A 25793-nucleotide genomic window follows, 5' to 3' on the forward strand; every position below is an offset into this window, starting at 1 on the left:
CGCTCCAGGCGTCCGCTCGGCCGTGCCATTCATCGAGCCGATAGTCGGCGGCCTGGGCGGCGGCCTCGAACGGTGTTCTTGACGGCCCGGGCGATGTAAGGCTGGTACGCCCCGGCGTCTGCGACGGGCCCGGTGTTGATCGACTTGTCGGTGAGGCCGATGCCACGGAGGTACTCGGCGAGGCTGCCAATCTGCTCGGGGATGCATAGCTTGCCGCCCTGAGTGGCGAAGAACGCTTGGGAGATGACCTGCCCTCGGCGGTTCATCAGTGTGCCCATGAGGAGGATGCTCGGCTCCTCGACGTCGGCGCGGACCACGGGCACCTCGTTGCCGGCCATCGACGCGAGGGCTCGGTCACTGGCCCATTCGAGAACTGGGTGTAGCGGGCCGAGGAAGTGGGCCTCTGGCCACGTGGTGGCCTTCTCACCCTTCGCCGGAATGGCCTTCTTGGCCGCGTCGAGCTCGTTCTGGCCCTTGTCCAGGGTTGTGGCCAGTTTGAGCTTTTCCGTGACCTTGCGGTCGGCGAGGTAGCCCTGCGGCAGGTGGGCGAGCCGCTGCTGGAGGTCGCGGGGCGGTTCGAGTTCGACGACCTGGTGCTGGGCGTGGATCCTCCAGTTCACCCCTCCCCCAGCGCCGTTGGCGGGTGGCTCCTCCGGGTTACCGAAGGCCTCGTGGAGGGCGTCGTCGAGGTATTCCAGCTCGCTCGAATAGAGCCCTCCCCCGGTGTCCGTCGGCACCCGGGGCGAGCCGCCGCCGTCGTCCGCGGTGAGCTGCTCGAAGAAGCTGTCGAAATCGTCGAAGGAACCGTTGTCAGTGTGGACCGGGTCGAGGACATCCTCGACGGTCCGCACGGCCTGATTCTCCGACTTCTTACCTGCAAGGACGGCAAGGATCGCCTCTTCCTCGGCCTTAACGCTGTGCTCACCCATGAGGGAGCCGACGTCGTTGAGGGCGCCATGGGCCTCGTGCTCGCGCTCCATGAGGCGGGTGATGACCTTGAGGTCTCCGGCAAACTTCTCGTGGTTCGGGTGTAGAAGAAGCGTGGTGATCTGGGGATTCTTCTTCTGGCCGTACCGGTCGATGCGGCCGTTGCGCTGCTCAATGCGAATAAGCGACCACGGGATGTCAAAGTGGATGAGGTGGTGGCACTGGCTGTGGAGGTTCACACCTTCGGAAGCGACATCGCCCGTGACAAGCACACGTATCGGCGAAGCCTCCTGCTTGAAGCTCTCGACGATCTCCTGCTGCTCGACGTCGCTGAGGCCGCCGTGCAGGATGCGGACATTCTCCGGCTTGAGGCCGAGGTCCTTGGGCAGGTGACGCTCGAGCCACATGAGCGTGGGGACCCGCTCGGCAAAAACGACGGCGCGCATGTCTGATTTGGGGCCTACCCCGATTCCCTTGAGGTAGCCGGCGAGCTCCTGGTACTTGGCTGAAGGCTTCTTGAGTGACTCCTCGGTGAGGGTCCTGAGGTGTTCAAGGGCTTCGTGCTCCCGGTGCTCCGCCGGCAGCTTCGGGTCCGCGACCTTGCGGAGGCGCTCCTTGACTGTTTCGAGAAGCGCTGCCGGGCTTGAGAGGAAGGCTTTGGCGAGGGTCCAGGGGAAGAGGGAGCTGTTCGCGCCAGAGTAGGGGCTGGAGCCGTTTTGGGGATAGAGCCACGCATCTGCGATTTCCTGGGCGACGGCGTTCTCGGCAGGACTGGCCGCGATCAGGCGGTTGTCTGGTTCGAGGCGCTCCATCCAGTTGGCGCCAACCTCGGCGGCTACCTCGGGACTGTGACGGTGACGCCGGATGATGAGGCGCTGAATATCGTTTCCGTCGAAGGTGCCGTCCGGACGGATGGCCGTGGGGTCGAGGAGACGGATCAGTTCGGCAAAGGATTCCTGTTTGCCGTTGTGAGGGGTTGCGGACGCCAGGATGAGGGCTTCGGTGTTGGGGGCAAGGATCCTCGCGAGCTCGTTGTTGAGCGTTCCTGCGTTGGTGAGGTTATGGGATTCGTCGATGACGACGGCGTCCCAGCGGATCTTCTGCAGGTGCGCTTTGTAGCGGGCTGACTTCAGAGTATCTATCGAGATGATGGCGCGCTTGAAGTAGGTGAACGGGTTGCGCGTTGCGGGAAGGGCCTGGCGGACCTTCTGGATGCCAGCTGAGTCGAGCCGGACGAACGGGAGGGCGAAGCGGCACCAGAGCTCGTGCTGCATCTGCTCGAGGACATGCCGGGGTGTGACAACCAGGACGCGTTCGGCACGGCCTCGCCGGGCAAGCTCGCTCAGAATCATGCCTATTTCAAGCGTCTTCCCGAGCCCGACCGCATCCGCAATCAGGATTCTTGGGCGGACGTTCTGGGGGTCCAAAGCGCGGGCGACAGCCATGCGCTGGTACTCGAGTTTGTCCGCAAGCATGCGAGTGGAGACGGTGAGGCCCTCGTGGTCCTGCGGAATGGGGGTCTTGCGGAGGGTGGACTCGAGCCACAGGCGGGCGCGGCGGTAGTTGGGGCTGGCATCAGCGACAGGTATGGCCTCTGCGGGGTCGATGACTTCGATTTCATCCAAGCTCCGATAAAAGGCCGCCGTCGTGTCGCGGACAAGCTCACTGAGTCCACGGACCCTTATGAGGAGGCCGTCGCCAGTTTCCTCTACCCCCGTAACGAGCCATTCCTCGTCTCGAACGTGAACGACTGAACCTGGTGCGACGTTGAGCTCGACCTGCTCGTTGACTGGAGCTGACACTAATCCTTGCTTTCTCTGTCCCCATAGCTGCCGGGTAAGGCGTAGGCAGCCTTGACCCAAGGGTCAAAACACATCTAACCATCTACATGCGCAAAGGGAGCAAAGCGGGCCATATCCCCCGCGTTTTCAATTATTGCGCAACGGCAGCAGCTGAGGCATACACATCGGCGGGCATCGGTCGATGGAGCCTCCACGTGATCGCGATGGGCTTCTCCCCGGAGTGCTGCACGTAGTCCACTTGACCAAGGCAGGTGTACGGCACCGTCAGCCCGGTCTCGTCATCCGCCGTGTCTCTTGTGAAGATCAGAATCCTCGAGCCGTGGGAGGCCCGGTCAAGGTAGCGGCGGCCTGTGGGGCTGCTGGGCGAGGTCGCGTTCTGCGACTCCCAATGAAATAGCTCTGGGCTGATGGCGTAGTCCCTGTACATCGTCGTCACCGAGTGCTTCTTGTCATCCTTGTTCAGGGTGACAAAGAAGGCATCAGTCGACGTCGCAGGACACCACGCAACGCCCTCACGGTGCTGCACGTTCTTGCCCTGCTCCAGCGAACCGTACTGCAGCGCCGCCAGCACCTCCTCGCGCCGATAGGTAGCGTGGGACAGCAGCGGGACGTGCTGCAGTCCTGCGCCAAGGCTCTTGGCTGCGTGTTTGGACGCCGCCACTCCAAGCTTCACGACCTGGCTGATCTCGCGGCACACAAACTGATAGCCGCGCAGGTGGTCCAGCCCGTCGTCGTACGTCTTGAATCCGCCGCCGTCGTCCCACAGCGTGTAAAACAGCATGCGTGCAAAGGCCTGCTCACGCATTCCAAGCTCCGCATAGCGGGGCGCGTCGGGAGCAACCAGCATCGAATAGCCGGCCGCACGTTCCGGATCGTCCACGTGGATCAGCGCGGCCATGCGGCCCAGCAGCTTCTTCTCCTCCGCGTCCGACAGCTCCTCGATCTTCCCGCGGAGCACGGTCTCCAGGGGCGAGAACCCTTCGATCAGCCCTGCCTGGCGGAGGTAACCGGTCCAGGAGTCCCTGGTGGACCGGTAGATCGTCTTCACCTCATTCCCCGACCTCTCCAGATAGGCCTCCAGCTCAGTCTCGGCGTACGAGGCAATGTCCCAGACCAGCTGAGCACGGTTGAACCGCAGCTGTGCCTTGATGTTGTCCAGCACCACCTTCTGCGCCACCCGGTCCAGCACGATCTGCGAGCCGGACGACAGGTACGGGAACTCGTCCTCGACAGCCTTCTTCAGCTCTTTGCGCCCGTAGCCGGTCAGTGCCCGGTAGCGAAGATCAAAGCGGAACTCACGGCGCTGCTGGCCGATGAAGTCCAGGACCGTCAGTACCGCCTTGCCCTCCGCACGGCGCAGCCCGCGTCCCAGCTGCTGGAGGAAGACAGTCGCGCTCTGCGTGGGCCGGAGCAGCAGGATGGTGTCTACCTGCGGCAGGTCCAGCCCTTCATTGAAAACGTCGACGGCGAAGATGCAGTTGATCTCTCGCTGCCCCAGGCGCATCAGGGCTTCCTCGCGGTCAGCATTGTCAGTAGTGCCGTCGACGACGACGGAGACAATGCCGGCCCGATTGAACACCTCCGCCATGTAGCGGGCGTGTTGGACGGAGACGCAGAAGCCGATGGCCCGCATCTGGTCGGTGCTGGTGACCTTATCCCTGAGTTCGCGGATCACCTTGGCGGCGCGGGCGTCGTTTCCGGTGTAAAGGGCGCTCAGCTGGGTGGTGTCGTAGTTGCCGCGTTTCCATTCCAACTGGCTGAGGTCGACGTCGTCCGAGACGCCGAAGTAGTGGAACGGCACCAGTAGATCAGCGTCCAGGGCATCCCAGAGGCGCAGTTCACTGGCGGTGCGTCCTTCGAAGAACTGCTTCGCGACGTCGACGCCGTCGCCGCGTTCCGGAGTCGCCGTGAGTCCGAGGAGCTGCTGCGGTTTCAGATGGTCCAGCAGGCGGCGGTACGTGGGCGCCATGGCATGGTGGAACTCATCGATGACGACAACGTCGAAGAAGTCGGGCTCCAGCTGCTCGATGCCGAGGGAAGACAGCGACTGGACGGACGCGAAGATATGCTTCCACTCCTGTGGCTTGTGGTCCCCCACGTAGAGTTCACCGAAGGCGCCGTCCTGCAGGACGTCACGGTACGTGCGCATTGCCTGCTTGAGGATCTCCTGCCGGTGGGCGACAAAGAGCAGTTTGAGGCTTCTGCCGGCAGCTTCGGACAGCCGTTTGTAGTCCAAGGCCGCAATGACCGTCTTTCCGGTTCCGGTTGCGGCGACCAGGAGGTTGTGATTAAAGCCCTTTAGGCGCTCAGCTTCCAGGTCCTCCAGCATCTCCTCCTGGTGCAGGAAGGGCTGTACCTCAAGCCCCGTAATCGCATCCGGTGCCGCTGTGCGGCGTCCGCCGTTGCGTTCCAGTGCGGCGTCCAGCTTTTCGCCGTCGCGGTCCGGGTCGTAGCTTTGGAAGGCCCGCTGCTCCCAGTAGCTGTCGAAAGTGACCTCGAACTTCTGGAGGAGGGCGGGCGTTGCCACGGAGCTGAGGCGGACGTTCCACTCCAGGCCGTCCAGGAGTGCGGCCTGGCTCAGGTTGGAGCTGCCCACGTATGCGGTATCGAAACCTGTGTTGCGGCGAAATAGCCAGGCTTTGGCATGCAGACGGGTTGCCTGGGTTTCGAAGTTGATCTTTACTTCGGCCCCGTACCTGTTGACGAGCTCGTCGATGGCGCGACGTTCCGTGGCACCCATATAGGTGGTGGTGATGACCCGGAGCTTGGCGCCGCGCTCTTTGAGTTGTTCGAGTGCTGGTTCGAGTAGGCGGAGGCCTGTCCAGCGGACGAAGGCGCAAAGGAGATCCACCGTGTTGGCGGACTCCATCTCCGCCCGAAGCTCTGCAGCAAGGTTGGGGTCGTCTTTGCTGTTTGTAAGCAGAGCCGAGTCACCCAACTTTGTAGTGGGCCGGCGAAGCTGGCGTCGCTTGAGCGCATCTGGGCGATGTAGAGACTGGAGTTGGCTCGGGCCGTCTGCGATTCGGTCTCTGTGCTGCAGCACTTGGAGGACGCGGTTCGCTAGGGCGACCCTGTCAGATGGCTCGACTGCGGACAGGGCCTGCCGCATGGCATCCATCATGTATCGCGAGAGCACGTCCGGAGTATCTTCGTCGTCGATAGCAACGAACGAAGATCGAAGTGCTGCTTCCTGGTCAAGCCGCTGATCAAGAAAGTTTGTTCTAAGCAATTCATACAAACCATCCGGCATTTCCTCGGGTAACGCTCCCCCAATGGCTGTAGTCATCCAGCCAGGGTACCCGCCTCCGGAGACAAGCCACTCCATTTGCTTACAGGAGGCAACGCTCCGCATAGTGCTCTGGCCCACTCATCTGATCACCCGAGTGCTTGCCATCCCCAACGCGCTCTTCTCCTGGTCAACTCTTGCAGCGATCGAAAAGAAGGGACTGCGCAGTTACCACCCGTGGAGCGTGCGAGAGCTGGTTTCTGGCCCCCTATGATTCATTGAGGAGAACTGGACTGGCACCAAAGAAAGGAAGCTCATGGAGGACAAGGCCACGGCAACAACTTTCATAGAATTCTGCGATGCCGCGAGAGATGCGCTCCAGGAAGAGAGCGATCGTCTGCTAGATATGACCCTCCCCCGACTTAAAACGGAAGAGTGTCGGTGGCATCCAAACGGCTTCGCCGTGTTTCACATCGACGACCATCACAAACTCGGCCAACTACGGCTCCACATCTGGCCCAATTCGCCGCGGGTGTTGCGTCCGGACGCACCACCCATCCATTCACATGTTTGGCATCTTTGCAGTCAGGTCTTGGTGGGAACGTACAGTGAGACACTCTTCGAAGAAATTCAGGGCCCAGGTTTGGAAGTTCAGGAGTATCAGAGTGCTGACATAGACTATCTGGTCGACCGAAATTCCTTTGGCCCGACCAAAACGTCCTTGATACGCCCTACGTCAACCGTGACCGTATCTGCGGGACAACTTCACGTCGTAGAGGCTGGTATTCCTCATGAAACACAAATCCAATCTGAAGCATTTGTGGCAACATTAATGATCGCATCTCATCCCAGAATGCAAAAAGCGACAGTGTATAGCGACAGTCAGATCGCTTCGAATTCATACGACCGACCCCTCGTGCCGCAGGAGGAAAAACTTACTATGCTTAATACTCTCAATCAAGAACTAGCAAGGTCGGTAGTGTGAGCTTCTTTGCTTGGGCCTTGAAGGACATAAAATCGCGTCAAAATCTGGACGTTTGGATATTAGCGGCACTGGCAGTCATTTTTGCGGTTTTAGGCATCGTCGGCCTTGATGCTAAGTTTTTGGGCCCTTGCATGCTCGGCCTCCTAGGCGTCCTTGCCATTTCACAGATAAAAAGCAGGGACCAGATCTCAAAAGTTGCCACCACTTGGCAGCGAGGACGAACGGACATTTTTTCAGACGATTTCCCCGAAGAATATTATAATGCGAGGGCAAAAGCTTCTTCACATTATTTTTTCGCTGGAATGTCCATGAAACGAACACTTCCTACGATGGAGCGCGACATCAAGCGGATATTGCGAAACAATGGAACCGTCCGCATATTGTTGCCAGATCCGACGGACGAGAATCTTATCCAAATGATTGCGACAACTCGAAGTCAAAATAGTGAAGAGGTTATAGTAGACATTCAAAACAGTCTAACTTCGGCAAAGAATATACGTTCCCAACTTGGGACAAATTTGGAGATACGCACCACACGTGTGTTGCCGCGCGTAGGGATAAATGCTTTAGAACTCGGACTTCCGTCTGCAACTTTAATGGTTCAGATGTACGGCTTCGCTCCGGCAAATGAAGCGAAGCCAATATTCTTGCTGACCCCCGCCGACAAAGAGTGGTTCGAACACTTCGAGGATGAGACCGACAGGCTGTGGAAGGCTGGGAGCTATTATCCATAATGGCCGCTCGACCCAAATCGTGGGCCCTTAGTACTCACTATAGACAAGGGTCTTGATCTCCCTCAAACTGCGCCGTGCACTTAGGCCGCTAACTGCGCTAGACCCTAACAACCGTGTAGAAGCACTGCGGCTGAACTGCTATAAAGATCCCTCCCTTTGCACCCCCTAGAGCGGTACCGTAAATGAACAGTGGAGTGCCTGCTGAAATTAGAGAACCTTCGGCATCCCCTATGACGGTCATTTGCCCTGCCCAACGCGTACCCGCCCGCCTGCTCTAACAAGCAGAGTGAATTAGAAACCTCGCCTTGCTATATGTCAGGACACGAGCGGACCGCTATGTTCATGCGGTTCTTTCAGGTCAACGGAAACCTTGGGCGCCTTGGTGGCGAGGTCAAAGCTGAAGTCCATCACAGCAGCCTGCATGTTTACAGATCGCCTCGCAAGGTCGTACATAGCCTCTATACACCCCGAGGCAGCAACGCTGTTCCTTGCCTCTTCGACGTCGGCCTTCGACCCGTCGAGGGTAGTTGGCAGCAGAGCTCCGTGCACCAAGGCCTGTCCCATCCCGGCATCACAATGAGTCCGCAATACGCCGGTCAGCAGAACAAATTGCCCTGCTTCCTCGATCGCGACATCCCATTGCGAAGGTTCCTGATGGACATCCGAACTGGGGCCCCGGATTACCTCAATGCGCGAGAGGAAAGCCTCGTACTTATACTCAGCCATTCTCAGCCCGTACAATTTCAATAACAGCTGACGCCGCCGAGCGCTCGGTCATAGCGTCAGACCAGGAGACATGAACCCAAAGATCATCAGAAACAGACCCGTGACGCCAGAATTTTTCGCTAATCCTCGAAAGGCTTTCGACTGCACAGGCGTGAACGCGAAACTCAACAACAGCTTCAATCGCATACGCATACTGCCGCAGTTCGGTAAGGTTCGGCTCATAATCACCGGACTCGATATCCTCGACGATTTCGGTTGTTGCACCGAGAAGTTCGGCAACCTTTTGAACCGTGAGACCGCGCATCATTCGAGCTTTAGCCAAGTCCATCAGCAATTTGTGCTGAGAGCTGTTATTGGCATCGCTAACGAGTTGGGTATTAGCAGACGGACCTTGAGCGACTCTACGTCCGTTATTGGATTGCGTCGTCAGTACCATTTGCCTTTTCCTTTCCCGTCGCCAATTGCTTTGAATACAATGACCATCCGTCAGCCCGATATCCTGCTTCCCGGATTGCGGCGTTCTGTTCGCTATTCACATCTTGCCCGTCGGGCTTTGTCGCCAAGTGCAGTGCCACCAACTGATCCGTCAACCAGAGTGGTTCTGCGTAATACAAACGTACCAGCCTAGCAGGTTTGCCGAACACAGTAGCTGCGCCCTTCTTCGGACGAAGCTCGATGATGTACGCGTAGCCCGGTAGTTCCATCACCTTTGCATCAGGATTGCGCGATTCGAAGTCAATCTTCCCCGCTCGGGCCTTGGCCATGAGATCAGACAACTTGGAAAAAGCGTCGGCGTGGGCCGCCTCAGACATGCGCTCATCCAACTTCTTGTCCCTTAGGAGGCTAAACTCTGTCCCGCACTCTGGCACTCGCTGCCACTTGGTTGTGAGGCCCGTTTCGTCATGGAGGTTTTGGCAAGACCGGATGCCGACCGGTGTACAAACTTCCACTCTTTTGGCCCCCACTGATCGCACTTCGGTGAATGAAAAATACCATAGGGAGAAGGAGTCCAACGACGCCGTACGCGTCGCGAAATCGTATTTGATGCCCGTAGCTGGGTACGCATAGCAGTTCTACCGCAAGATCTCCGTGCCGCCGAACGCGAACGCCACCACAAACAGCGCCGTCGCAATCCCGCCGAACCGCTGGGTGCGAAGCCGTCGCCCATAAAGTTGGCCAGGCCGGGCGACTGCACGCCCGGCAGCCACCCGAAGAGCAGGGCAGCGCCCACCAGGAGAAACCCGACGATCGCCGCCACCTTGAGCAGGGCGAACCAGAACTCGAACTCCCCGAAGTTCTTCACGCTGGTCAGGTTCACGGCGGTGAGCACCTGAACACGAGGGCCATCAGCCACACCGGCAGGGCGGGGAAGATCGTGGCCAGCAGACCGGCCGCGCCGAGCCCTTCGGCGGCGATGACCACCACGAGGTGGATCCACCAGAGCCGGCCGACCGTGGCGCCGGCCACCGGGCCGTAGGCCTTGGCGGTGTAGACGGAGAAGGCGCCGCTGGCCGGGTCGGCGGCGGCCATCTCGCCGAGCGCCCACATCACCAGGATGATGAGCGTGCCAGCCACGAGGTAGGAGATCAGCACCGCCGGGCCGGCAGCCTGGATGCCCGCGCCCGAACCGATAAACAGGCCGGCACCGATCGCGCTGCCCAGCCCCATCATCGTGAGCTGGCGTGGTTTGCGGGCCGCGCCGAGGGCGTGGGCAGACGTCTTTGTCTGTTGTTCCATCGGAATTCCTCTGTTTGTAGGTGGAACGGTTTGGTAGAAGTCAGAAAGTTGTCAGGCCGCGTGGGCTGCTAGGAGCCGGAGCACGCGGTCATTGGAGGCGGGGTCCGCCACGGTGGTCCGTACGCCGTCGACCGGGTACGCGCGGACCAGGACGCCGGCAGCGTTGAACGCGTCCACGAGCCTCGCCAGGAGGGGGTAGTCGGCGCGGATCCATAGGAAGTTGCCCTGGCTCGGCTGCAGCTTCCAGCCCTGGGCTTCCAGCTCGGCGGCCATCCGGGCGCGCTCCTGCTTCACCAAAGCAACGCGCGCTGCCATCTCCTCCCCCGCGTCCAGCGAGGCGATGGCCGCCTTTTGCGCCAGCGCGCTCACGGCGAACGGCAGGGCGGTGCGGCGCAGACCTTCGGCGATTGCCGCCGTCGTAATTGCGTACCCGACGCGCAGGCCGGCGAGCCCGTAGGCCTTGGAGAAGGTGCGCAGGATGCAGACGTTCGGGTACCGGCGGTAGAGCGCCAGGGAGTCGGGGCCGCTCCCGGCGTCGGCGCATTCCACGTAGGCCTCGTCGATCACCACCAGGACGTCGGAGCGGACGGACTGCAGGAAGGTCTCGAGGCCGTCGTGGCTGATCGGCACGCCGGGGGGTTGTTGGGCGTGCAGAGCAGGATGACCTTGGTGCGGTCGGTGACGGCGGCGGCCATGGCGTCGAGGTCATGGCCCCTCGGCGCCGTCCAGCGGGATGCGGACCGGCCGGGCGCCTGCCAGCTCCACCAGGATGGGGTAGGCCTCGAAGGAGCGCCACGCGAAGACCACCTCGTCCCCGGCGTCGCACAGTCCGGTGATGATCTGCTGCAGGACACCCACGCTGCCGGGTCCCACCGCCACCTCCTCCGCGGTGACGCCCAGGTGCCGGGCAATCCGTTCGCGGCGTTCGGCGGCGGCCATGTCCGGGTAGCGGTTCATCCTGCCCGCCGCTTCGGCCACGGCAGCGGTGGTGCTGGCAGCGGGGTGTAGAGGCTTTCATTGCTGGCGAGGGCGGCGATGTCCGCGCCGGCGCTGCACCGGCCCGCAAGCCCTCAGTGCGCGACCGCCGCGGCGGTCACATACACATCTGCCGGCATCGGCCTGCGCAGTTTCCAAGTAATCGCGATCGGTCTCTCGCCCGAGTGCAATGACCGTGCTTGGTCAACGGAGAAGAGTAACCGTGTCACCGCCCGAGCGTGGCAAGCCCTCTCGCTGGCGGCCCTGAAATTCGGGGACAGCCTGCTCCAATTACTGCCCTTGCCAGTCCCCTCACCCTCGTTCAGCGGCGGCGACGGCGCCGACCGGCGAATCGGCTAAATGTGCCTGTTGGCCGCCCTGATGATTGAAATGACCTGCTTCACTTTCTGCTTCAGGCTGTAGGGCCATTCGTCTCCCCAAATCTGCGTAGCGGCTTTAGAAACCGCGGCCTTACTCGGTTGCTGAATACCAAGTCGAGCCGTCGACAAAGGATTTTCGTAAAGTTCCTGAGTTCCCGCGAACCAGGTCGACCACATCGGACCCGGCCACGATCATTGCCTGGACAACCAGAGCCGTAAGACATAGATCGGCACTTCAGGAAGACCTCAAGGCGCGCCCGGCTACACAGGGCGAGCCCTTAAGCGCCCAAATCATCATCAAAGAGTTCACAGCCCCTGTTTCAGTCGGTTAGCACCAGTGGCTTCTCCCGGTCCGACGATGGGCAGAACCTTCCGGTTCCGGTGGTTCATCCGGTTGGCCACTGCCAGGAGCGCCACGAGCGCGAACGTGCTCAAAAGCTGGGGGGCGGGAGTCCTCGCCGATGAAGCCCACCGGTGAAGATCGCCGCGAGGATGGGCAGTCCGTTGCCCGTGAGCCACGGGAGGCCCGCCATCCGCAGGGGAAGCGGCGAGCCGCGGTTTTGGGAAACATTGATTCATTCCGCGGCTAATCCTGAGGAAGCAGGGAGACGATAGTAGCTCGCTGATCGTCAAGGAGCCGCTTAATCGCAAGGAGGTCCAAGTGTTTACCAGGTGTTGGAATAGGGCGGCTTGCTGTACAAGCACCGGACAGCACACCCCATACCCTACAAAGGAAGGCACGCGACCATGATCGGGAGCATGTCCAGCAAAGTGCCCCCGCGTGCGAACCGGGGAGAGGACTACAACTGGGACGCGATGGCGCTGCTTGCCATTCAGCACCCGGATAAGTGGGTACTCGCAGCCGAACACGTACCGGAATCTCGAGTGAAGTCACTTCGCGGATACACCCGCCACCCTTTCCGGCAAGAAACTGGACGCATCATCATAGCCGTCAGAAACTCCGCCGTCGAAGCAGATGGGATTCGCTACGGCGACGTCTTCCTTACATGGCAGGAGTGCTGACACCGTAACGGACGGTATCGACATCGGCGTTACCGACTTTCGGCCCGATGCCCCCAGGGCAGAAAAGCGAATACCAACCGGCATCACCCTCGGTTGCTACCACCAACTGTGGATGTGGAGCAGGCCTCTGCCTCTGCCTCTGCAGAAATCTTTCGCAGCCGGACTGCTGGTGCTCGCCGCCGTTACCCTGCACAACGGACTGGGCTACGCCTCGGTTATGCCGCGGCGCGCCTTTGCCGACGGCCAATTCCCTCCCGGCGCACCACCGCGATCGAGGTCGGCATGCAGAATTCGGGCCTCCCGGCAGTACTGGCGCGGCAGGACCTCACCCCCGAAGCGGCCCTGCCCGGCGCCATCTTCTCCGTCTGGCACAACGTTTCCGACGCCGTTCTGGCCGCCTACTGGCGCCGGCGCAGCACTTCTGCCGTGCGCGACGGCGAGCGGGTTCCGGCGGCTGTTACCGAGTAAGCGCAGGCGCCGCGGCACAAGCCCGGGCCCCACTCGCAGTACCCGCGGTCGCTGCAGCGACGGCACCAGAGCCAAGCGCAGCCGTCGTACGCTCTACCCCTCGCAGGCCGCCCCGTCGCCGTCCCCGTCCAGGCCGGACCGGTAGCCGGCGGAACCGGCGTACAGCGGCGCAGCTCCGGCGGCCACCACTTCCGCGCAGTTTGCGTAGTAGACGGCAGCCGGGGCGGCGGGCTCAACGGAAGTCGGTGCCGGCTGGCCGGGGCAGCCGGCGAGGATGCCGGCGATCGCATCGTGTTCGGCCTGCGTCACCCACAGGCCGTACCGCGCCTTCACGGAGACCTGCCGGGCGACGTACTCGCAGCGGAAGCCCCTGTTCGGCGGCAGCCAGGTAGCGGCGTCTCCGTCGCCCTTTTGCTGGTTGGTGGGGCCGTCGGTCGCCTGAAGGTTCAGTGGATCGTTGGCGAATGCCGTCCGCACTTCCGTGCTCAACAGCTGGGCGCCCTTCTGCCACGCATCGCTGAGCGCCACCACATGGTCGATCTGCACGGCGCTGCTGGTGGTGGTGCCGCGGACGAAGCTGATGGTGGTGCCCGTGTACGGGTCCGCGAGGATCCCCGACTGCACCTTGCACGGGACGCTGTTGGTGTACGTCACCCCGGTCAGGTCCCGGCGGAGGATGTCGTTGCGGGTGTCGCAGCCGTTCTGGTCCACGTCAGCCCACGTCGGTCCGAACAGCGACCGTTCATATCCCGTCTTGGGCGCCCGCCCCTTCACCGGAAGGGTGGCCAGCAGGTCGGCCGCCGTGGTCGAGCTGTCCAGAGTGGTGCCGTCTAGCGGCGCACCACCCGCCGCCGGCACACCCGCGGAAGTGAGCGACAGGAAAGCAGCAAGAACGACGGCGGCCACCCTGCGTTTCGCAGGCAGCCGCTCCCCGGGCAGCCAACCCCGGAAGCCGGAAAAGGACGTGTCGTTCGGCATGCGGTTCCCCCATTGTGTGCGCGGCAATTCCCGGCGCAAAGCATCAAGGCCGCTTTACGCCGGGAACGAGTTTAGAGGCCGGCAAGCAGCCCGAACTGCCCGTTTTGGCCAGGCTGGGGCAATCCTGCCGGACTCCTGCGCCGATCCTGCGCCTGGAGGAACAGAGAAGCGGACCTGCAGCAACAAAGGTGACCAAAAGGGCGCGGCGGCGGGCCCGGGATGGTGCGGGCCGCCGTCGAACTTCTTCAGAGCCGGGTCAGCCGAACAGCGCCGCCACGCGCGTCAGGGTCTGGAACACCCCGTAGCCCAGCGGCACCCCGACGAGCGCCCAGGCCACGGCAAGTTTGCCGGCGGATACTTTGACCGGCGCCAGCGCGCGGGGAGTGTTGTCGCTCATTTCAGGCCTCCATGGCAGGTTCGTGTTCCCGTCCGCGGTCTGGGCGGGGTTCGTGGAATCGTGCGTCCACCGGCTTCACCAGCAGGTTGGCCAGGAACCCGACCACCAGCAGCGCCACCATGGTCAGCAGCGCCGGCTGGTAGGACGCAGCGTTCAGCTGGCCGGGCTTGCCCTGGGCGTCCAGGAAGGCGTTGACGATCAGCGGGCCGGCCACTCCGGCGGCGGACCAGGCGGTCAGCAGCCGGCCGTGGATGGCGCCCACCTGGAAGGTACCGAAGAGGTCCCGCAGGTAGGCCGGCACGGTCGCGAACCCGCCCCCGTAGAAGGAGATGATGACGAACGCGAGTGCCACGTAGAGGACCGTGGTGGCCGACCCGGCCAGCGCCAGCACCGTGTAAAGCACCGCCCCGACGCCGAGGTACACCATGTAGATCCGCTTGCGGCCGGTGATGTCGGAGGTGGCGGACCAGGCGAAGCGCCCTGCCATGTTGCCGATGGAGAGCAGCCCCACGAAGCCGGCGGCGACGGCGGCACTCACCAGGGAGCCGCCGTCGGACTGCCGGAAGAAATCCTGGATCATCGGCGCTGCCTGCTCCAGGATGCCGATGCCGGCAGTGACGTTGCAGAACAGCGCAATCCAGACCAGCCAGAACTGCCGGGTTTTCACGGCGTTCCGGGCCGAGACGTTCTCCGTGGTGACGAGTTTGGCGGCCTTCACCGTGGCGGGGTCGAACCCTGCCAGTCGCCAGCCGTCGGCCGGGACCTTGATGGTGAAGGCGCCGAAGAGCATGTAGGCCAGGTAGACGGCGGCGAGGGTCAGGAAGAGCCTGCCCACGGCGTCGCCGCTGGCCACCCAGTCCTTCGCGCCGGAGTTGGGATCGTACGCCTTGAGCAGCGCGGTGGAGACGGGGCTGGCGATCAGCGCGCCGCCGCCGAAGCCCATGATGGCCATGCCGGTGGCGAGGCCGGGCCGGTCCGGGAACCACTTGATCAGGGTGGACACCGGCGAGATGTAGCCGATGCCCAGGCCGATGCCGCCCACCACGCCGTAGCCCAGGTAGACGAGCCACAGCTGGTGGGTGAAGATGCCGAGTGAGCCGATCAGGAAGCCGCCGGACCAGAACACGGCCGAGGTGAACATCGCCTTGCGCGGGCCGTTCGTATCCACCCAGGTGCCCATGACCGCAGCCGAGAGTCCCAGCATCACGATGGCGATGGAGAAGATCACGCCGATCTCGGTCAGGCTGGCACCGAAGTGCTTGACCAGGGCGGTCTTGTAGACGCTGGTCGCGTAGGCCTGCCCGATGCAGAGGTGGACCGCGAGCGCCGCGGGCGGGACCAGCCAGCGGTTGAACCCCGGCGGGGCAATGGTTCGTTCTCGGTCCAGCCAGCTCATAAGTGCTCCTCGTTCATGACGTCGATGTCCCCTGCGCGCGTCCGGTGCCTGTCCCGGCACTTGTCTTGGGGCAATGCCGGGGCGTGTCCCGGCAGGTGAAGCGAACGGCGCGTTCAGCCGCCGCTGCCTCCGGCAATCATGGTGCATGTCACATCCCGGTGCCGCCGTTCTGCGCCGAACGGCGGCAGTTTCGCGGCGAGCGGTAGGTTCTCGCGCTGGAACGGAAGCCCGTCCGGCGCGTGGAGTGCCCGACGGAGGATGCCCTCGGCGCCGCGGATGATTGCATCGACGACTCATGGACGAAGGCTGGGCGAGCAACCAGATCGCGCTGCTGACGACCAAGTCGAGGCATCCCGTCCACCAGGAGCGTTTCGACATCGGCTCCATCGCCGAGTACTGGCTGGACTTCCACGCGAACAACGACGTGTTCTACGGCCACGTGCTCGGGTTCACGACGGAACGCTCCATCCCCTCGGCGGCGTGATCAGGTTGGGAGGGACCGCGTGCTTCCCTGCGGTTACTGCCCCAAAACTATGTAAAGCCTGTGTCAATCCTGACCGAAACCATGTCGATGCGCGGGCATGCTTAACGGGCAGTACATCGCAAACGTACTCTTGGGGGAACAAACGACACTTCAGCCTGCCGTGGTGCGCGAGCCATCCGCCCGCACCACCGCCGCTCGGTACGCCGCCGAACAGTAAACGGCGAATCCTCACTCCCGTCACGACCCACGGGCGCCCGGCATCAGGGCGCCGTTTGGAAAGGAATCCGATGAGTTCAACTGACCCCTACGGGGCACCGCAGCAACCACAGCAGGTCCCCTACGGGCACGCGCCCTCCTACGGCGCACCGCAGCAGCCGCAGCAGGCCCCTTACGGGCAGGCACCCGTGTACACGCAGCCTTACCCCGGCGCCCCCGGACCCTACCAGGGCGCCCCGGCACCATATCCCGGAGGCCCGTCCCTTGGCCCATACGGCGTGAGCAACAAGTCGTTCCTCGTGACCTGGCTGCTCTCCCTGCTCCTCGGCATATTCGGCGCTGACCGTTTCTACCTGGGCAAGGTCGGTACCGGCCTGCTCAAGCTGTTCACCTTGGGTGGCATTGGAATCTGGGCACTCGTTGACCTCATCCTCGTTCTGACGAACAACCAGCGCGACAAGCAGGGCCTGCCGCTGGAGGGCTACGACAAGCATAAGAAAGTCGCCCTCATCGTCACCGGCGTGGTGATCCTTCTCAGCATCGTCTTCAACTCCACCCGAGCGGCCTCGGACCCCGTCTCCGCACCAGCCACCGGCGAACCCGCAGCCGAGGCTCCGGCAGCACCCGCCGTTCCGGCGGACGCACCCGCAGCCAAAGCACCGGCTGCATCCTCGGAGAAGAAGGTCGGCCAGGCGTTCACCGCTGACATGGGGAACGGAAACACCGCCAGGATCACCATCCTTTCCGCCACCTACGGTGACGCGATCACCTCCGGCCCGTACGCCAGCCCGGCGAAGAACGGCGGCTACCTGACCCTCGATGTGCTGTGGGAGACGGAGAAGGGGGAGACCAGCAGCAACCCGCTGTACTTCAAGGCCAAGGACGCTGACGGCCGCTCCGCCAACGTTGAGCTCTTCATGGATGACCCCCTCGGTTCCGGTGAGATCCCTGCTGGCGACAAGGCGCGCGGCAAGGTAGCCTTCGACATCAAGCCCGGCACGTCCACCGTCATCATCACAAACCCGATCCTGCAGGAAGTCGCGCGCATCAGCGTAACCCCGTAGCCACCGGTGTTCCTACGGAGCCCCCGCAAACAGTTCATTCACGCTTGCGGGGGCTCCTCTCGCGCCCAGAAGCTGCCGCTGTCCGAGGCGCAGGCGTGGCAGCCTCCGCGCGGCAGGAGCAGCTCAGTCGGAGCCATCTTCCTTCATGGGGTTGACGGCCGCGGATCGGGGGAAACAGCGGCGTGTCGTCAGGCTGGCGCCGGTCCACGAAGGACCGGTCGCGATCGGGTCAAGGCTGGAGAGATAAGGCTTATCCTTCGTCTCCTCATGGAGTTTCCGGAGGTCACCTACCGTCGCATCGCTCCACATTCTTGTTCGCCGACTTACCGTAAACATGAAGTGCTGCACCGTAGCCCAAAGGCAGCCCGTGGCCGTTCAGCCACGACACCATCACTTCACAAGCCGCCGCCAGGCTCAGGTTCTGTGACGGAGCGACTCCTGTGTGTGGCTCGTTCCCCGCCTCATCTGCCAAAGGTCCCAGTCCGATGCGCCAGTTATTGGTGGTCCCACCGCTGACCATTGCAACCTCTACTTGGTAACCGCTTCCCGTGCTCATGGCCTGGGCGTACCTCCCGTAGCGCGTCACATCGATATACCTGGTCTGCACAACCAGCCAGTTGCCGTCGTGACGGACCGCTTGAATAAGGCCACACAGATGGGAGGATGACTCCACGTCGTGCCAGCCCGTGTCCCACGTCCCCACCTGGGCTTTCCATTCCAACGCTCCCTCGGGCTGAAGTTCCGGCATTAGCTCCAGTGAGGACTCGGGAAGTGCGATCGTATCCAGCATGTCGGTGCCTTTCATCTCTAACCGATACCCTCATTGTCAGAGCCCCCACTGACATTTATTCGGTCGAAGCGATTCCTGCCCGCGCTGACCATATGTCAGGGGCGTTGGTACTCTGCCTGTGGCTGAAGGAGGCCGAACGCTCGGCAAAAAAGGGGGTACCAATGGAAAAGCTGGTAGCTAACCCGGAAGTGGCTGCGGCGAAGGCGATCGCGACCATCGCTCACAGGTTCCAGACCGACAAGCTCGGTGATCCCTACATCGAGCATCCCCGCAGAGTGGCAAACAGGCTGGATGACCCGAAGCATGTTGCGGCGGCATGGCTGCACGACGTCATCGAGGACTGTTCCATCACAGCCAGGGATCTGAGGGCCGCCGGCATCAGCGACGAGGTGATTGACGCCGTCGTCCTGCTCACCCGCACCGTGGAGGACAAGGGTGACCGGTACTACGAGGCCATCCGAAGCAATCCCATCGCCTTGGAGGTGAAGCTGGCGGACATCGCGGACAACACCGATCCGGTACGGACGGCGCGCTTGGACCCTGACGTGCGGGAGCGGCTGGCGGGGAAATACGCTAAGGCGCTGGAGCTACTGGCGCACTGAGAGCCCGCGCCGTCACCACCAGCGGTGCTGGCACTCCGGGTTCTGGCATGCCCACTCCGGCACCCCGGTCTCGACCTTTCCTGTGGCGGGAGAGATCCTTTCCTCCACTATCACGCAGCACCCGGCAAACTCCGTCTTCGGATGCTCGGCCCACGCGTCGGACGTCATCATGCCGTACGCGATCCGCCACGACTCGCGGCCGCAGATGGGGCACTTCCGGACGGCTTCCCGCTTCCTTCCAGGCTTCACTTCATCGGTCATGGCTGCAATGTATCCCTGGGTACGGACAACTGCAGCAGTTACAAAAAACTCTTAGGGCTATGCAATTTTTGTAACTGCTCCCGTGAGGTGCCGTACACCGAGTGCTCCCAAACAGGGACTGGCAGACCCTGCCTCAGGGAGAATAAATCCGGTAACTTTGTGGTTGGAACTTCCGGGCCAGCGACGTCCCTTTCCGCCCCACCCCCTTTGAATGGATCCGCTCCCCCATGTCCTCCGCCCTGCCCTCGCCTGCGCCCAAACGCTTCCCGCTCGCCGCGATGCTGGTTCTGGCCACCATCGCCTTCACGGCCATCACCACCGAGCTCCTGCCGTCCGGTCTGCTGCCCCAGATCAGTGAGGGCCTGGCCGTGTCCGAGCCCGTGGCCGGCTACCTGGCCGCCGCCTATGCCGCCGTCATCGTGGTCACGGTGATCCCGGCCGCGCGGCTGCTGGCCCGGGTTCCGCGGAAGACCCTGCTCGTGTCACTCGTCCTGACGTTTGCGTTGAGCAACGTGCTCGTGGGCCTCGCACCGAACTTCAGTGCAGCCATGGGCGCCCGGCTGGTCGGCGGCCTGGCGCACGGCCTGCTCTGGACCACCATGGCGCCGTTCGTCTCGCGCGTGGTCCCGGCCGACAAGGTGGGCAAAGCCCTGGCGATTGTGTTCAGCGGCAACAGCCTGGGCCTGGCCATCGGCGCTCCCCTTGGCACGGCACTGGGCACGCTCTTCGGCTGGCGCGCGGCCTTCCTCTTCCTCGCCGGCTTCGGCCTGCTGCTGACCGGGCTGGCCCTCTGGCTCCTGCCAGGTCTCCGCCGGACCCCCGACGCCGTCCGCCCCTCCATGCGGCTGGCCATCGCCCAGCCCGGCGTGAAATCCGTGGCGATCGCCTGGCCGCTGCTGGTCCTGGCCCACTTCGCACTGTTCACCTACATCGCGCCGTTCATCCGCGAAGCCGGCCTGCCCGACTACGCCATCAGCCTCTCCCTCACCGTCCTCGGCGCCTCCGGCCTCATCGGCATCTGGATCGCCGGCATCACCGTGGACACCCGGCCCCGCCGCTCGCTGCTGATCACGACGGCGGCCATCGCCGTTGCGATGCTCCTCCTCCCGCTCGGCGGCGGAATCTTCCCGGTTGCCATGGTCCTCATGGCCGTCTGGGGCGCCGGGCTCGGCGCGATCGGCATCTACAACCAGGCCGCCATCCTCCGCGCCGGCGGCGAATACCGCGATGCCGCCAACGGCCTCACCGTCCTGACCATCCAGCTCGGCATCACCGTCGGTGCCCTCTACGGCTCCGCCGCCCTCGTCCTGGCCGGCCCGCTCATGGTGCCTGTCGCCGCGGCGCTGCCGGTCGCCGTCGCGCTTGTCATTACGCTGGCCGGGAAGCGGCACGCGTACCCGCCCGGCCGCATAGAGCGCGGCTGGACCGAGGCGGAAGCCGCGGAGCCGGCGCTCCAGCACTGAGTCATCACAACCGGTCAGTGTTGAGTATTCGCACAGACCGGCGAGTGTCGATACACGGCGTAGCGCTCAACGGGAGTATGTCGAACATCCCGCGCGTTCCCAGCCTGCTCCGCTTCCTCCCCGTCCCCAGGTGCGTGGCGGGCCTGCTGTACGTAAGGGTGCGTATAGGACCAACTGCCACTGCTGAATATTGTGGGTGGTGGAAGGGGTTCTTCCTTCTGGCCGAGGATCCAATGGCATCCACAGTCCCGTTTCGGGCAGCAGTCAGGGCGTGGCCCGCACTGTATCCGGCGTGTGGTCTCCTCCGCGTGGCACGTCACGAACGAAGCTGCTCAGCTTCATGGCTTCAAAAGGCCGCACCAGATGTGCGTCGCCCAGCTTTCCGATGTTTCGCGTCATTGCCCGGACGGCTGCAGCTCAGCTCGCCCTCCAGTGATTGCCACCCGTTCCGTGCGGTTCCGGTTAGAGACCGCCGCCGCATCGAAATACTTTCAACCGCAAATGCCGGTTCCTGGCGTCCGTCAGGGGCCCGTTCAGGGAGTCCACAATGATCACTGAACTTCGAACATTTCTGGTCTCATTTCTCACGGCGGTAACCATTGCCGCATTTGTTCTGCTCTTCCCAGGGGGCGGTGGTGACTCTAAGGCCGTTGCCGCCACAACTGACCCGTTCGACTTCGCTGCTGTAGGTGACATGAACCCGTCAGGGAACACGTCCACCACCTCCGCATCGGGCAGGAACGCCGCCAGTATCACCGCCGGGCTGAACGACGGGTCACTGCACAATTTCATCGGTATCGGTGACTTCCAGTACGAAAAGGGAACCTGTTCGGCCCTCGGGGCGTGGAACACTCTCTGGGGCGGGGTGAAAGCCAAGACGTTCTGGACGGCCGGGCCCAACCACGACGTACAACCCGGTACCAACGATGACCTGGACAGGTTCATGAATGGTGAATGTGTGTCCACGACGAAAAGCGCAACGAGCACCACCTTGGGCCGGTTCCAGGACGCCCTTGAATGGTACTCGGTGGATCAGGGCAACTGGCACATTGTGTTTGCTCCCACGGCTACATGGCTGTACAACGCCATAAGGGCGCAGGCCATGACCGCCGAGATGGACGCCGATATGAAGGCGGCGAAAACGGCCGGGAGGCATCTGGCTGTTGTGTATCACGACCCGTACTTCACATCGAACACATCGGCACACACCCGCTTCACTCAGGCCAAGCCGTGGATCGATATGTTCTGGGCGAACCGGGTGAGGGTGCTGCTTTCCGGCACGCAGCACAATTATGAGCGGACCTGCCCGGTGAACAACGCGGACCAGTGCGTCGCGGACGGGATGCAGCAGTTCCAGGTGTCCACCGGTGGCATCGGCTTGCGGTCCTTCACCAGCAACCCTGCCTATGTGGAAAGGAAGTTCAGCGACACGTGGGGCCATTTGAGGATGAGCCTGAAGCCTGATGGCTCCTACACATGGGAGTTCCGCCCTGTCCTTGGCGGGATGCAGACAGATAGCGGTTCGAGGGATGGTACGACCCCGCCCCCGAATGATACGACGGCTCCGACGGTGACGGGTACGTCTCCGGCTGCTGGTGCAACTGGTGTGGCGGTGACGGCGAATGTGACAGGGACGTTCTCGGAGGCGATGGATGCGGCCACGATCACGCCGGCCACGTTCACACTGCAGACCGGAGCAACGACGGTGCCCGCCACCGTGACATACAACAGCACGGACAGGGTTGCGACGCTGAACCCGGACGCGGACCTAACGGCGAGCACGACGTACACTGCCACGATCAAGGGCGGCACCGGCGGCGTGAAGGACCTTGCCGGGAACGCCCTGGCCGCGGACAGGACCTGGACATTCACCACCGCTGCCGCCGGCGGCGGCACTGAGACGGTCACCCTGACGCCCACCGCTGACAGCTATGTCTCGAGCGGGTCGACCGGGACGAACTTTGGCACGTCCACCGTACTGCGTGTCGATGCAAGCCCGGTGGACACCACGTACCTGAAGTTCGACCTCTCACCATACGCGGGCAGGACACTGGAGAGCGCGGTCTTGCAGCTGCGCGCCGCCGGGAACCCGTCCACGGGCCGGCAGAACGTCAAACTGGTCACCAACGACACCTGGACCGAGACCGGCATCACCTACAACAACCGTCCGGCACTCGGAACCAGCATCGGCTCGTTCGGCCCCACAACAGCCAATACGAACTACAACGTTCCACTGACCGTCAGCGGCCTGACCGCCGAGCTCGGCCAACCACTCTCCCTTGGCATCGACACCACCAGCACCGACGGCCTGGAACTCAGCTCCAAAGAAGCCGGGAACACAGCCGCACCCAAACTGGTACTCACGCTAAGTGGTGGCGGCGGTGATACGACGGCTCCGACGGTGACGGGTACGTCTCCGGCTGCTGGTGCAACTGGTGTGGCGGTGACCGCGAATGTGACAGGGACGTTCTCGGAGGCGATGGATGCGGCCACGATCACGCCGGCCACGTTCACACTGCAGACCGGAGCAACGACGGTGCCCGCCACCGTGACATACAACAGCACGGACAGGGTTGCGACGCTGAACCCGGACGCGGACCTAACGGCGAGCACGACGTACACTGCCACGATCAAGGGCGGCACCGGCGGCGTGAAGGACCTTGCCGGGAACGCCCTGGCCGCGGACAGGACCTGGACATTCACCACCGCTGCCGCCGGCGGCGGCACTGAGACGGTCACCCTGACGCCCACCGCTGACAGCTATGTCTCGAGCGGGTCGACCGGGACGAACTTTGGCACGTCCACCGTACTGCGTGTCGATGCAAGCCCGGTGGACACCACGTACCTGAAGTTCGACCTCTCACCATACGCGGGCAGGACACTGGAGAGCGCGGTCTTGCAGCTGCGCGCCGCCGGGAACCCGTCCACGGGCCGGCAGAACGTCAAACTGGTCACCAACGACACCTGGACCGAGACCGGCATCACCTACAACAACCGTCCGGCACTCGGAACCAGCATCGGCTCGTTCGGCCCCACAACAGCCAATACGAACTACAACGTTCCACTGACCGTCAGCGGCCTGACCGCCGAGCTCGGCCAACCACTCTCCCTTGGCATCGACACCACCAGCACCGACGGCCTGGAACTCAGCTCCAAAGAAGCCGGGAACACAGCCGCACCCAAACTGGTACTCACGCTAAGGCAGTAATAGAGGTGACGCTCTCCGCAAGACCACATCGGCGGCACCCGCCGCCGATGTGAGGACCTCAACGAGGCCATCTGTGAGCGACGTGGGGGAAACGCCCCGGCGGGCACGCCGGGGCGCTTCGTTGCCACCGGGACGTCATCGGCGATGGATCAAGGTGCGTGCTGGCTCGACTGGCCGATATGAAGGACGTCCGGCGATTCCGGGGTTAGGCCGCATTCCCGTGCCCGTTGCACTGCCATCAGACGGTCGCACACATCCAGCTTCCGGTAAATGTGCTCCAAGTGCTTTCCGGCGGTACGCGGTGAAATGCCGAGCCGCCTGCCCAGGGCCTCGGCGGTCAGCCCCTCGGTCAGCAGGGACAGGACCGTCATCTCGCGTGCGGTCAGGTCCTGTGCGGAGCCGTCCAGGGTGGGTCCGCCGGCTGAGTGTGCAGTTGCAAAGTGCACAGCAAGGGAGGTCAGAATCGGGTGCAACAGCTTGGCAAGGTCGAGCTCCTGGTCAGTAAAGTCGCGGTCAGGTCTGGAGATGAGCAGGGAGTCAAGATCGAAGCCGCCAATTTGTAGCGGGATGCACAGCTGGTGGTTCACGCCCCACGGCCGGGCAACGTCCTCCCAGGCCTGTTTGAGTCTGCTGCTGGCCAGCGCTTCAGGAACCCGGCCAAAAGTCTGGGGTCCTGTCTCCCCGGAAAATGCATACCAGCGCAACAGGGGTTGCTGCCGGAAGTCATAGCCGCCGGGCGGCTCTTCGGGTATCTCGGTGGGTATGTAGTCGCGGGGCCAGCAGGCGAGAATCCTGTTCTCCCATTCAGGGGTCACTGTGTTTCGCGTCGTTAAAGCGCCGTTAAACGATTCGGTGAGCAGTTCCAGCAGCTGAGCCTCGAACCTCTGGGACAGGCCAAGCGGCTGCTGAAGGACTTCTCCAATGAACTCCAGCCACGTCCTGTACTGCTCAGCATTACGGGCCACGCGTGCATTTTAGGCCCCCACGCGTTGGAGCAACACTGGGAAATTCTTCCCGCGGGGGCTCCAGCCATCAGGCGGCCGCGACGTAAAGACCGTCTCCAGACAGCAACCGAGACTTGCCATCAGCTTCGTTCAGGCGCCAACAGGCCCAGCTCGTGTGCTTTTTGAACAGCCATCAGGCGGTCACACACATCCAGCTTGCGGTATACGTGTTCCAAGTGTTTCCCTGCGGTTCTCGGGGAAATGCTGAGCCGTCTGGCCAGACCTTCCGCGGTTAGGCCCGTGCTCAGCAGGGTCAGTATCGTCGTTTCGCGCGCCGTCAAACCCTGGCTCGAGCCGTCCCGGAGCGCCCCGCCGTTCGCTGTGACGACGTCGAAGTGATGGGCAAGGCCGGTCAGAACTGGTTGAAGCAGGGCGGCCAAGGCTAGCTCTTGGTCTGTGAAGTCCCGGTCAGGGCGGTGAATGAGGTAGGCGTGATGGTCGCCGTCGGGAAGCTTTAGCGGGATGGACAACTGGTGGTTCAACCCCCAGGGCCGGCCAATGTCCTCCCACGCGCGCTTGAGCCTGCTGCCGGCAAGCGCGTCAGGAACTCGCCCAATTGTTTGAGGGTCGGCATGCTTAGTGAACACAAACCAGCGCAACAGGGGCTGCTGATTCATTGCATAGTCACCCGGTGGCTCGTTGGGCACGTAATTCTCGGGCCAGCAAGCAAGGACGTGATTGCCCCATGGCAGGTCCACCCTGTTCCGGGTGGTGCAGGCACCGTCGAACGACTGCCCCAGGAGATCCAGCACCTGCCTCTCGTACCCGGGGTCATGCCAAGCGGTTGCTGCAGGATTTCACCGAGGAACTCCAGCCACGTCCTGTACTGCTCAGCATTACGGGCCACGGGTGAATTTTAGACCTCGTTCCGCCGTAACGGCACAACGAATTACCTTCAGCGCTGCACTTCGCGGGACCATGGACCGGCCGTACGTAGAACTACTTAT

Annotated in this window: 20 protein-coding genes and 2 pseudogenes; 8 read left to right on the plus strand and 14 right to left on the minus strand. The window is 62.9% G+C overall.

Annotated elements, in window-relative coordinates; genetic code table 11:
* Positions 1 to 29: 29 nt before the first annotated feature.
* Both BWQ92_RS04975 and BWQ92_RS04980 read right to left on the minus strand, forming a co-directional pair.
* The gene (locus tag BWQ92_RS04975) at positions 30 to 2552 is read right to left on the minus strand and encodes a helicase-related protein (protein WP_216639970.1); all 2523 of its coding nucleotides are present in this window, start codon (positions 2550 to 2552) and stop codon (positions 30 to 32) included.
* Positions 2553 to 2859: 307 nt separating this feature from the next.
* Positions 2860 to 5979 carry a DUF3427 domain-containing protein gene (locus tag BWQ92_RS04980; protein WP_257787668.1) on the minus strand — a complete coding sequence of 1040 codons (3120 nt, stop codon included), beginning with the start codon at positions 5977 to 5979 and terminating at the stop codon, positions 2860 to 2862.
* A 292-nt stretch (positions 5980 to 6271) separates the two neighbouring features.
* Between BWQ92_RS04980 and BWQ92_RS23450 the strand changes: the two genes are divergently transcribed.
* Complete coding sequence (locus BWQ92_RS23450; protein ID WP_157365100.1) at positions 6272 to 6940, plus strand: hypothetical protein; 669 nt, start codon at positions 6272 to 6274, stop codon at positions 6938 to 6940.
* On the plus strand, positions 6937 to 7674 hold the full coding sequence (locus BWQ92_RS23455; RefSeq protein ID WP_157365101.1) for a hypothetical protein: 738 nt from the start codon (positions 6937 to 6939) through the stop codon (positions 7672 to 7674). Before BWQ92_RS23450 ends, BWQ92_RS23455 begins: the two co-directional genes overlap by 4 nt.
* 315 nt (positions 7675 to 7989) lie before the next feature.
* Here the strand turns inward: BWQ92_RS23455 and BWQ92_RS04985 are convergent, their stop codons facing one another.
* The 5 genes and pseudogenes from BWQ92_RS04985 to BWQ92_RS05000 all read right to left on the minus strand — a co-directional run bounded on the left by BWQ92_RS04985 (position 7990) and on the right by BWQ92_RS05000 (position 11094).
* A complete protein-coding gene (locus BWQ92_RS04985) occupies positions 7990 to 8400 on the minus strand; it encodes a hypothetical protein (protein WP_076798562.1) in 411 nt (136 codons plus the stop codon).
* Entirely contained in the window at positions 8393 to 8836 is a 444-nt protein-coding gene (locus tag BWQ92_RS23460; RefSeq protein ID WP_157365102.1) for a helix-turn-helix domain-containing protein, read from the minus strand. Before BWQ92_RS23460 ends, BWQ92_RS04985 begins: the two co-directional genes overlap by 8 nt.
* Positions 8811 to 9212, minus strand: a complete 402-nt coding sequence (locus BWQ92_RS04990) for a hypothetical protein (RefSeq protein WP_157365103.1) — start codon at positions 9210 to 9212, stop codon at positions 8811 to 8813. The genes BWQ92_RS23460 and BWQ92_RS04990 overlap by 26 nt, the downstream gene beginning before the upstream one ends.
* Positions 9213 to 9479: 267 nt before the next feature.
* Positions 9480 to 10137, minus strand: a pseudogene (locus BWQ92_RS04995) (amino acid permease); the annotation flags it as partial.
* Positions 10138 to 10188: 51 nt separating this feature from the next.
* Positions 10189 to 11094: pseudogene (locus BWQ92_RS05000) on the minus strand (aminotransferase class I/II-fold pyridoxal phosphate-dependent enzyme).
* 1703 nt (positions 11095 to 12797) lie between these two features.
* On the opposite strand from BWQ92_RS05000, the gene BWQ92_RS24690 reads away from it, so the two are divergent.
* Entirely contained in the window at positions 12798 to 12983 is a 186-nt protein-coding gene (locus BWQ92_RS24690; protein ID WP_442856744.1) for a hypothetical protein, read from the plus strand.
* 93 nt (positions 12984 to 13076) lie between these two features.
* Here the strand turns inward: BWQ92_RS24690 and BWQ92_RS05015 are convergent, their stop codons facing one another.
* The 3 genes from BWQ92_RS05015 to BWQ92_RS05020 all read right to left on the minus strand — a co-directional run bounded on the left by BWQ92_RS05015 (position 13077) and on the right by BWQ92_RS05020 (position 15754).
* Complete coding sequence (locus BWQ92_RS05015) at positions 13077 to 13961, minus strand: GmrSD restriction endonuclease domain-containing protein (RefSeq protein ID WP_076798565.1); 885 nt, start codon at positions 13959 to 13961, stop codon at positions 13077 to 13079.
* 256 nt (positions 13962 to 14217) lie between these two features.
* The gene (locus tag BWQ92_RS23835; RefSeq protein ID WP_172804249.1) at positions 14218 to 14358 is read right to left on the minus strand and encodes an MFS transporter small subunit; all 141 of its coding nucleotides are present in this window, start codon (positions 14356 to 14358) and stop codon (positions 14218 to 14220) included.
* Between the two features lies 1 nt (position 14359).
* A complete protein-coding gene (locus BWQ92_RS05020; RefSeq protein WP_076798566.1) occupies positions 14360 to 15754 on the minus strand; it encodes an OFA family MFS transporter in 1395 nt (464 codons plus the stop codon).
* Positions 15755 to 16049: 295 nt separating this feature from the next.
* Between BWQ92_RS05020 and BWQ92_RS05025 the strand changes: the two genes are divergently transcribed.
* Positions 16050 to 16238, plus strand: coding sequence for a hypothetical protein (locus tag BWQ92_RS05025; RefSeq protein ID WP_076798567.1), 189 nt, complete (start codon positions 16050 to 16052; stop codon positions 16236 to 16238).
* Positions 16239 to 16525: 287 nt separating this feature from the next.
* Positions 16526 to 17518 (plus strand): TM2 domain-containing protein, encoded by a 993-nt coding sequence (locus BWQ92_RS05030; RefSeq protein ID WP_076798568.1) that lies wholly within the window; start codon positions 16526 to 16528, stop codon positions 17516 to 17518.
* A 283-nt stretch (positions 17519 to 17801) separates the two neighbouring features.
* On the opposite strand, the gene BWQ92_RS05035 is transcribed toward BWQ92_RS05030, so the two are convergent.
* The gene (locus tag BWQ92_RS05035) at positions 17802 to 18323 is read right to left on the minus strand and encodes a hypothetical protein (RefSeq protein WP_076798569.1); all 522 of its coding nucleotides are present in this window, start codon (positions 18321 to 18323) and stop codon (positions 17802 to 17804) included.
* A gap of 146 nt (positions 18324 to 18469) precedes the next feature.
* On the opposite strand from BWQ92_RS05035, the gene BWQ92_RS05040 reads away from it, so the two are divergent.
* Positions 18470 to 18910: an HD domain-containing protein gene (locus BWQ92_RS05040; protein ID WP_076798570.1), complete on the plus strand. Its 441-nt coding sequence runs from the start codon at positions 18470 to 18472 to the stop codon at positions 18908 to 18910.
* Positions 18911 to 18922: 12 nt separating this feature from the next.
* Here BWQ92_RS05040 and BWQ92_RS05045 read toward each other — a convergent pair whose 3' ends face one another.
* On the minus strand, positions 18923 to 19171 hold the full coding sequence (locus BWQ92_RS05045; protein WP_076798571.1) for a hypothetical protein: 249 nt from the start codon (positions 19169 to 19171) through the stop codon (positions 18923 to 18925).
* A 227-nt stretch (positions 19172 to 19398) separates the two neighbouring features.
* On the opposite strand from BWQ92_RS05045, the gene BWQ92_RS05050 reads away from it, so the two are divergent.
* Entirely contained in the window at positions 19399 to 20634 is a 1236-nt protein-coding gene (locus BWQ92_RS05050; RefSeq protein WP_076798572.1) for an MFS transporter, read from the plus strand.
* A 694-nt stretch (positions 20635 to 21328) separates the two neighbouring features.
* Entirely contained in the window at positions 21329 to 23842 is a 2514-nt protein-coding gene (locus tag BWQ92_RS24175; protein ID WP_442856745.1) for a CBM96 family carbohydrate-binding protein, read from the plus strand.
* Positions 23843 to 23991: 149 nt separating this feature from the next.
* Here the strand turns inward: BWQ92_RS24175 and BWQ92_RS24180 are convergent, their stop codons facing one another.
* A complete protein-coding gene (locus BWQ92_RS24180) occupies positions 23992 to 24807 on the minus strand; it encodes a helix-turn-helix transcriptional regulator (protein ID WP_076798573.1) in 816 nt (271 codons plus the stop codon).
* Positions 24808 to 24926: 119 nt separating this feature from the next.
* On the minus strand, positions 24927 to 25463 hold the full coding sequence (locus BWQ92_RS05075; protein WP_157365104.1) for a response regulator transcription factor: 537 nt from the start codon (positions 25461 to 25463) through the stop codon (positions 24927 to 24929).
* Between the last annotated feature and the right edge of the window lie 330 nt (positions 25464 to 25793).

Origin of the sequence: Arthrobacter sp. QXT-31 (assembly GCF_001969265.1) — a bacterium.
Lineage (GTDB): Bacteria > Actinomycetota > Actinomycetes > Actinomycetales > Micrococcaceae > Arthrobacter.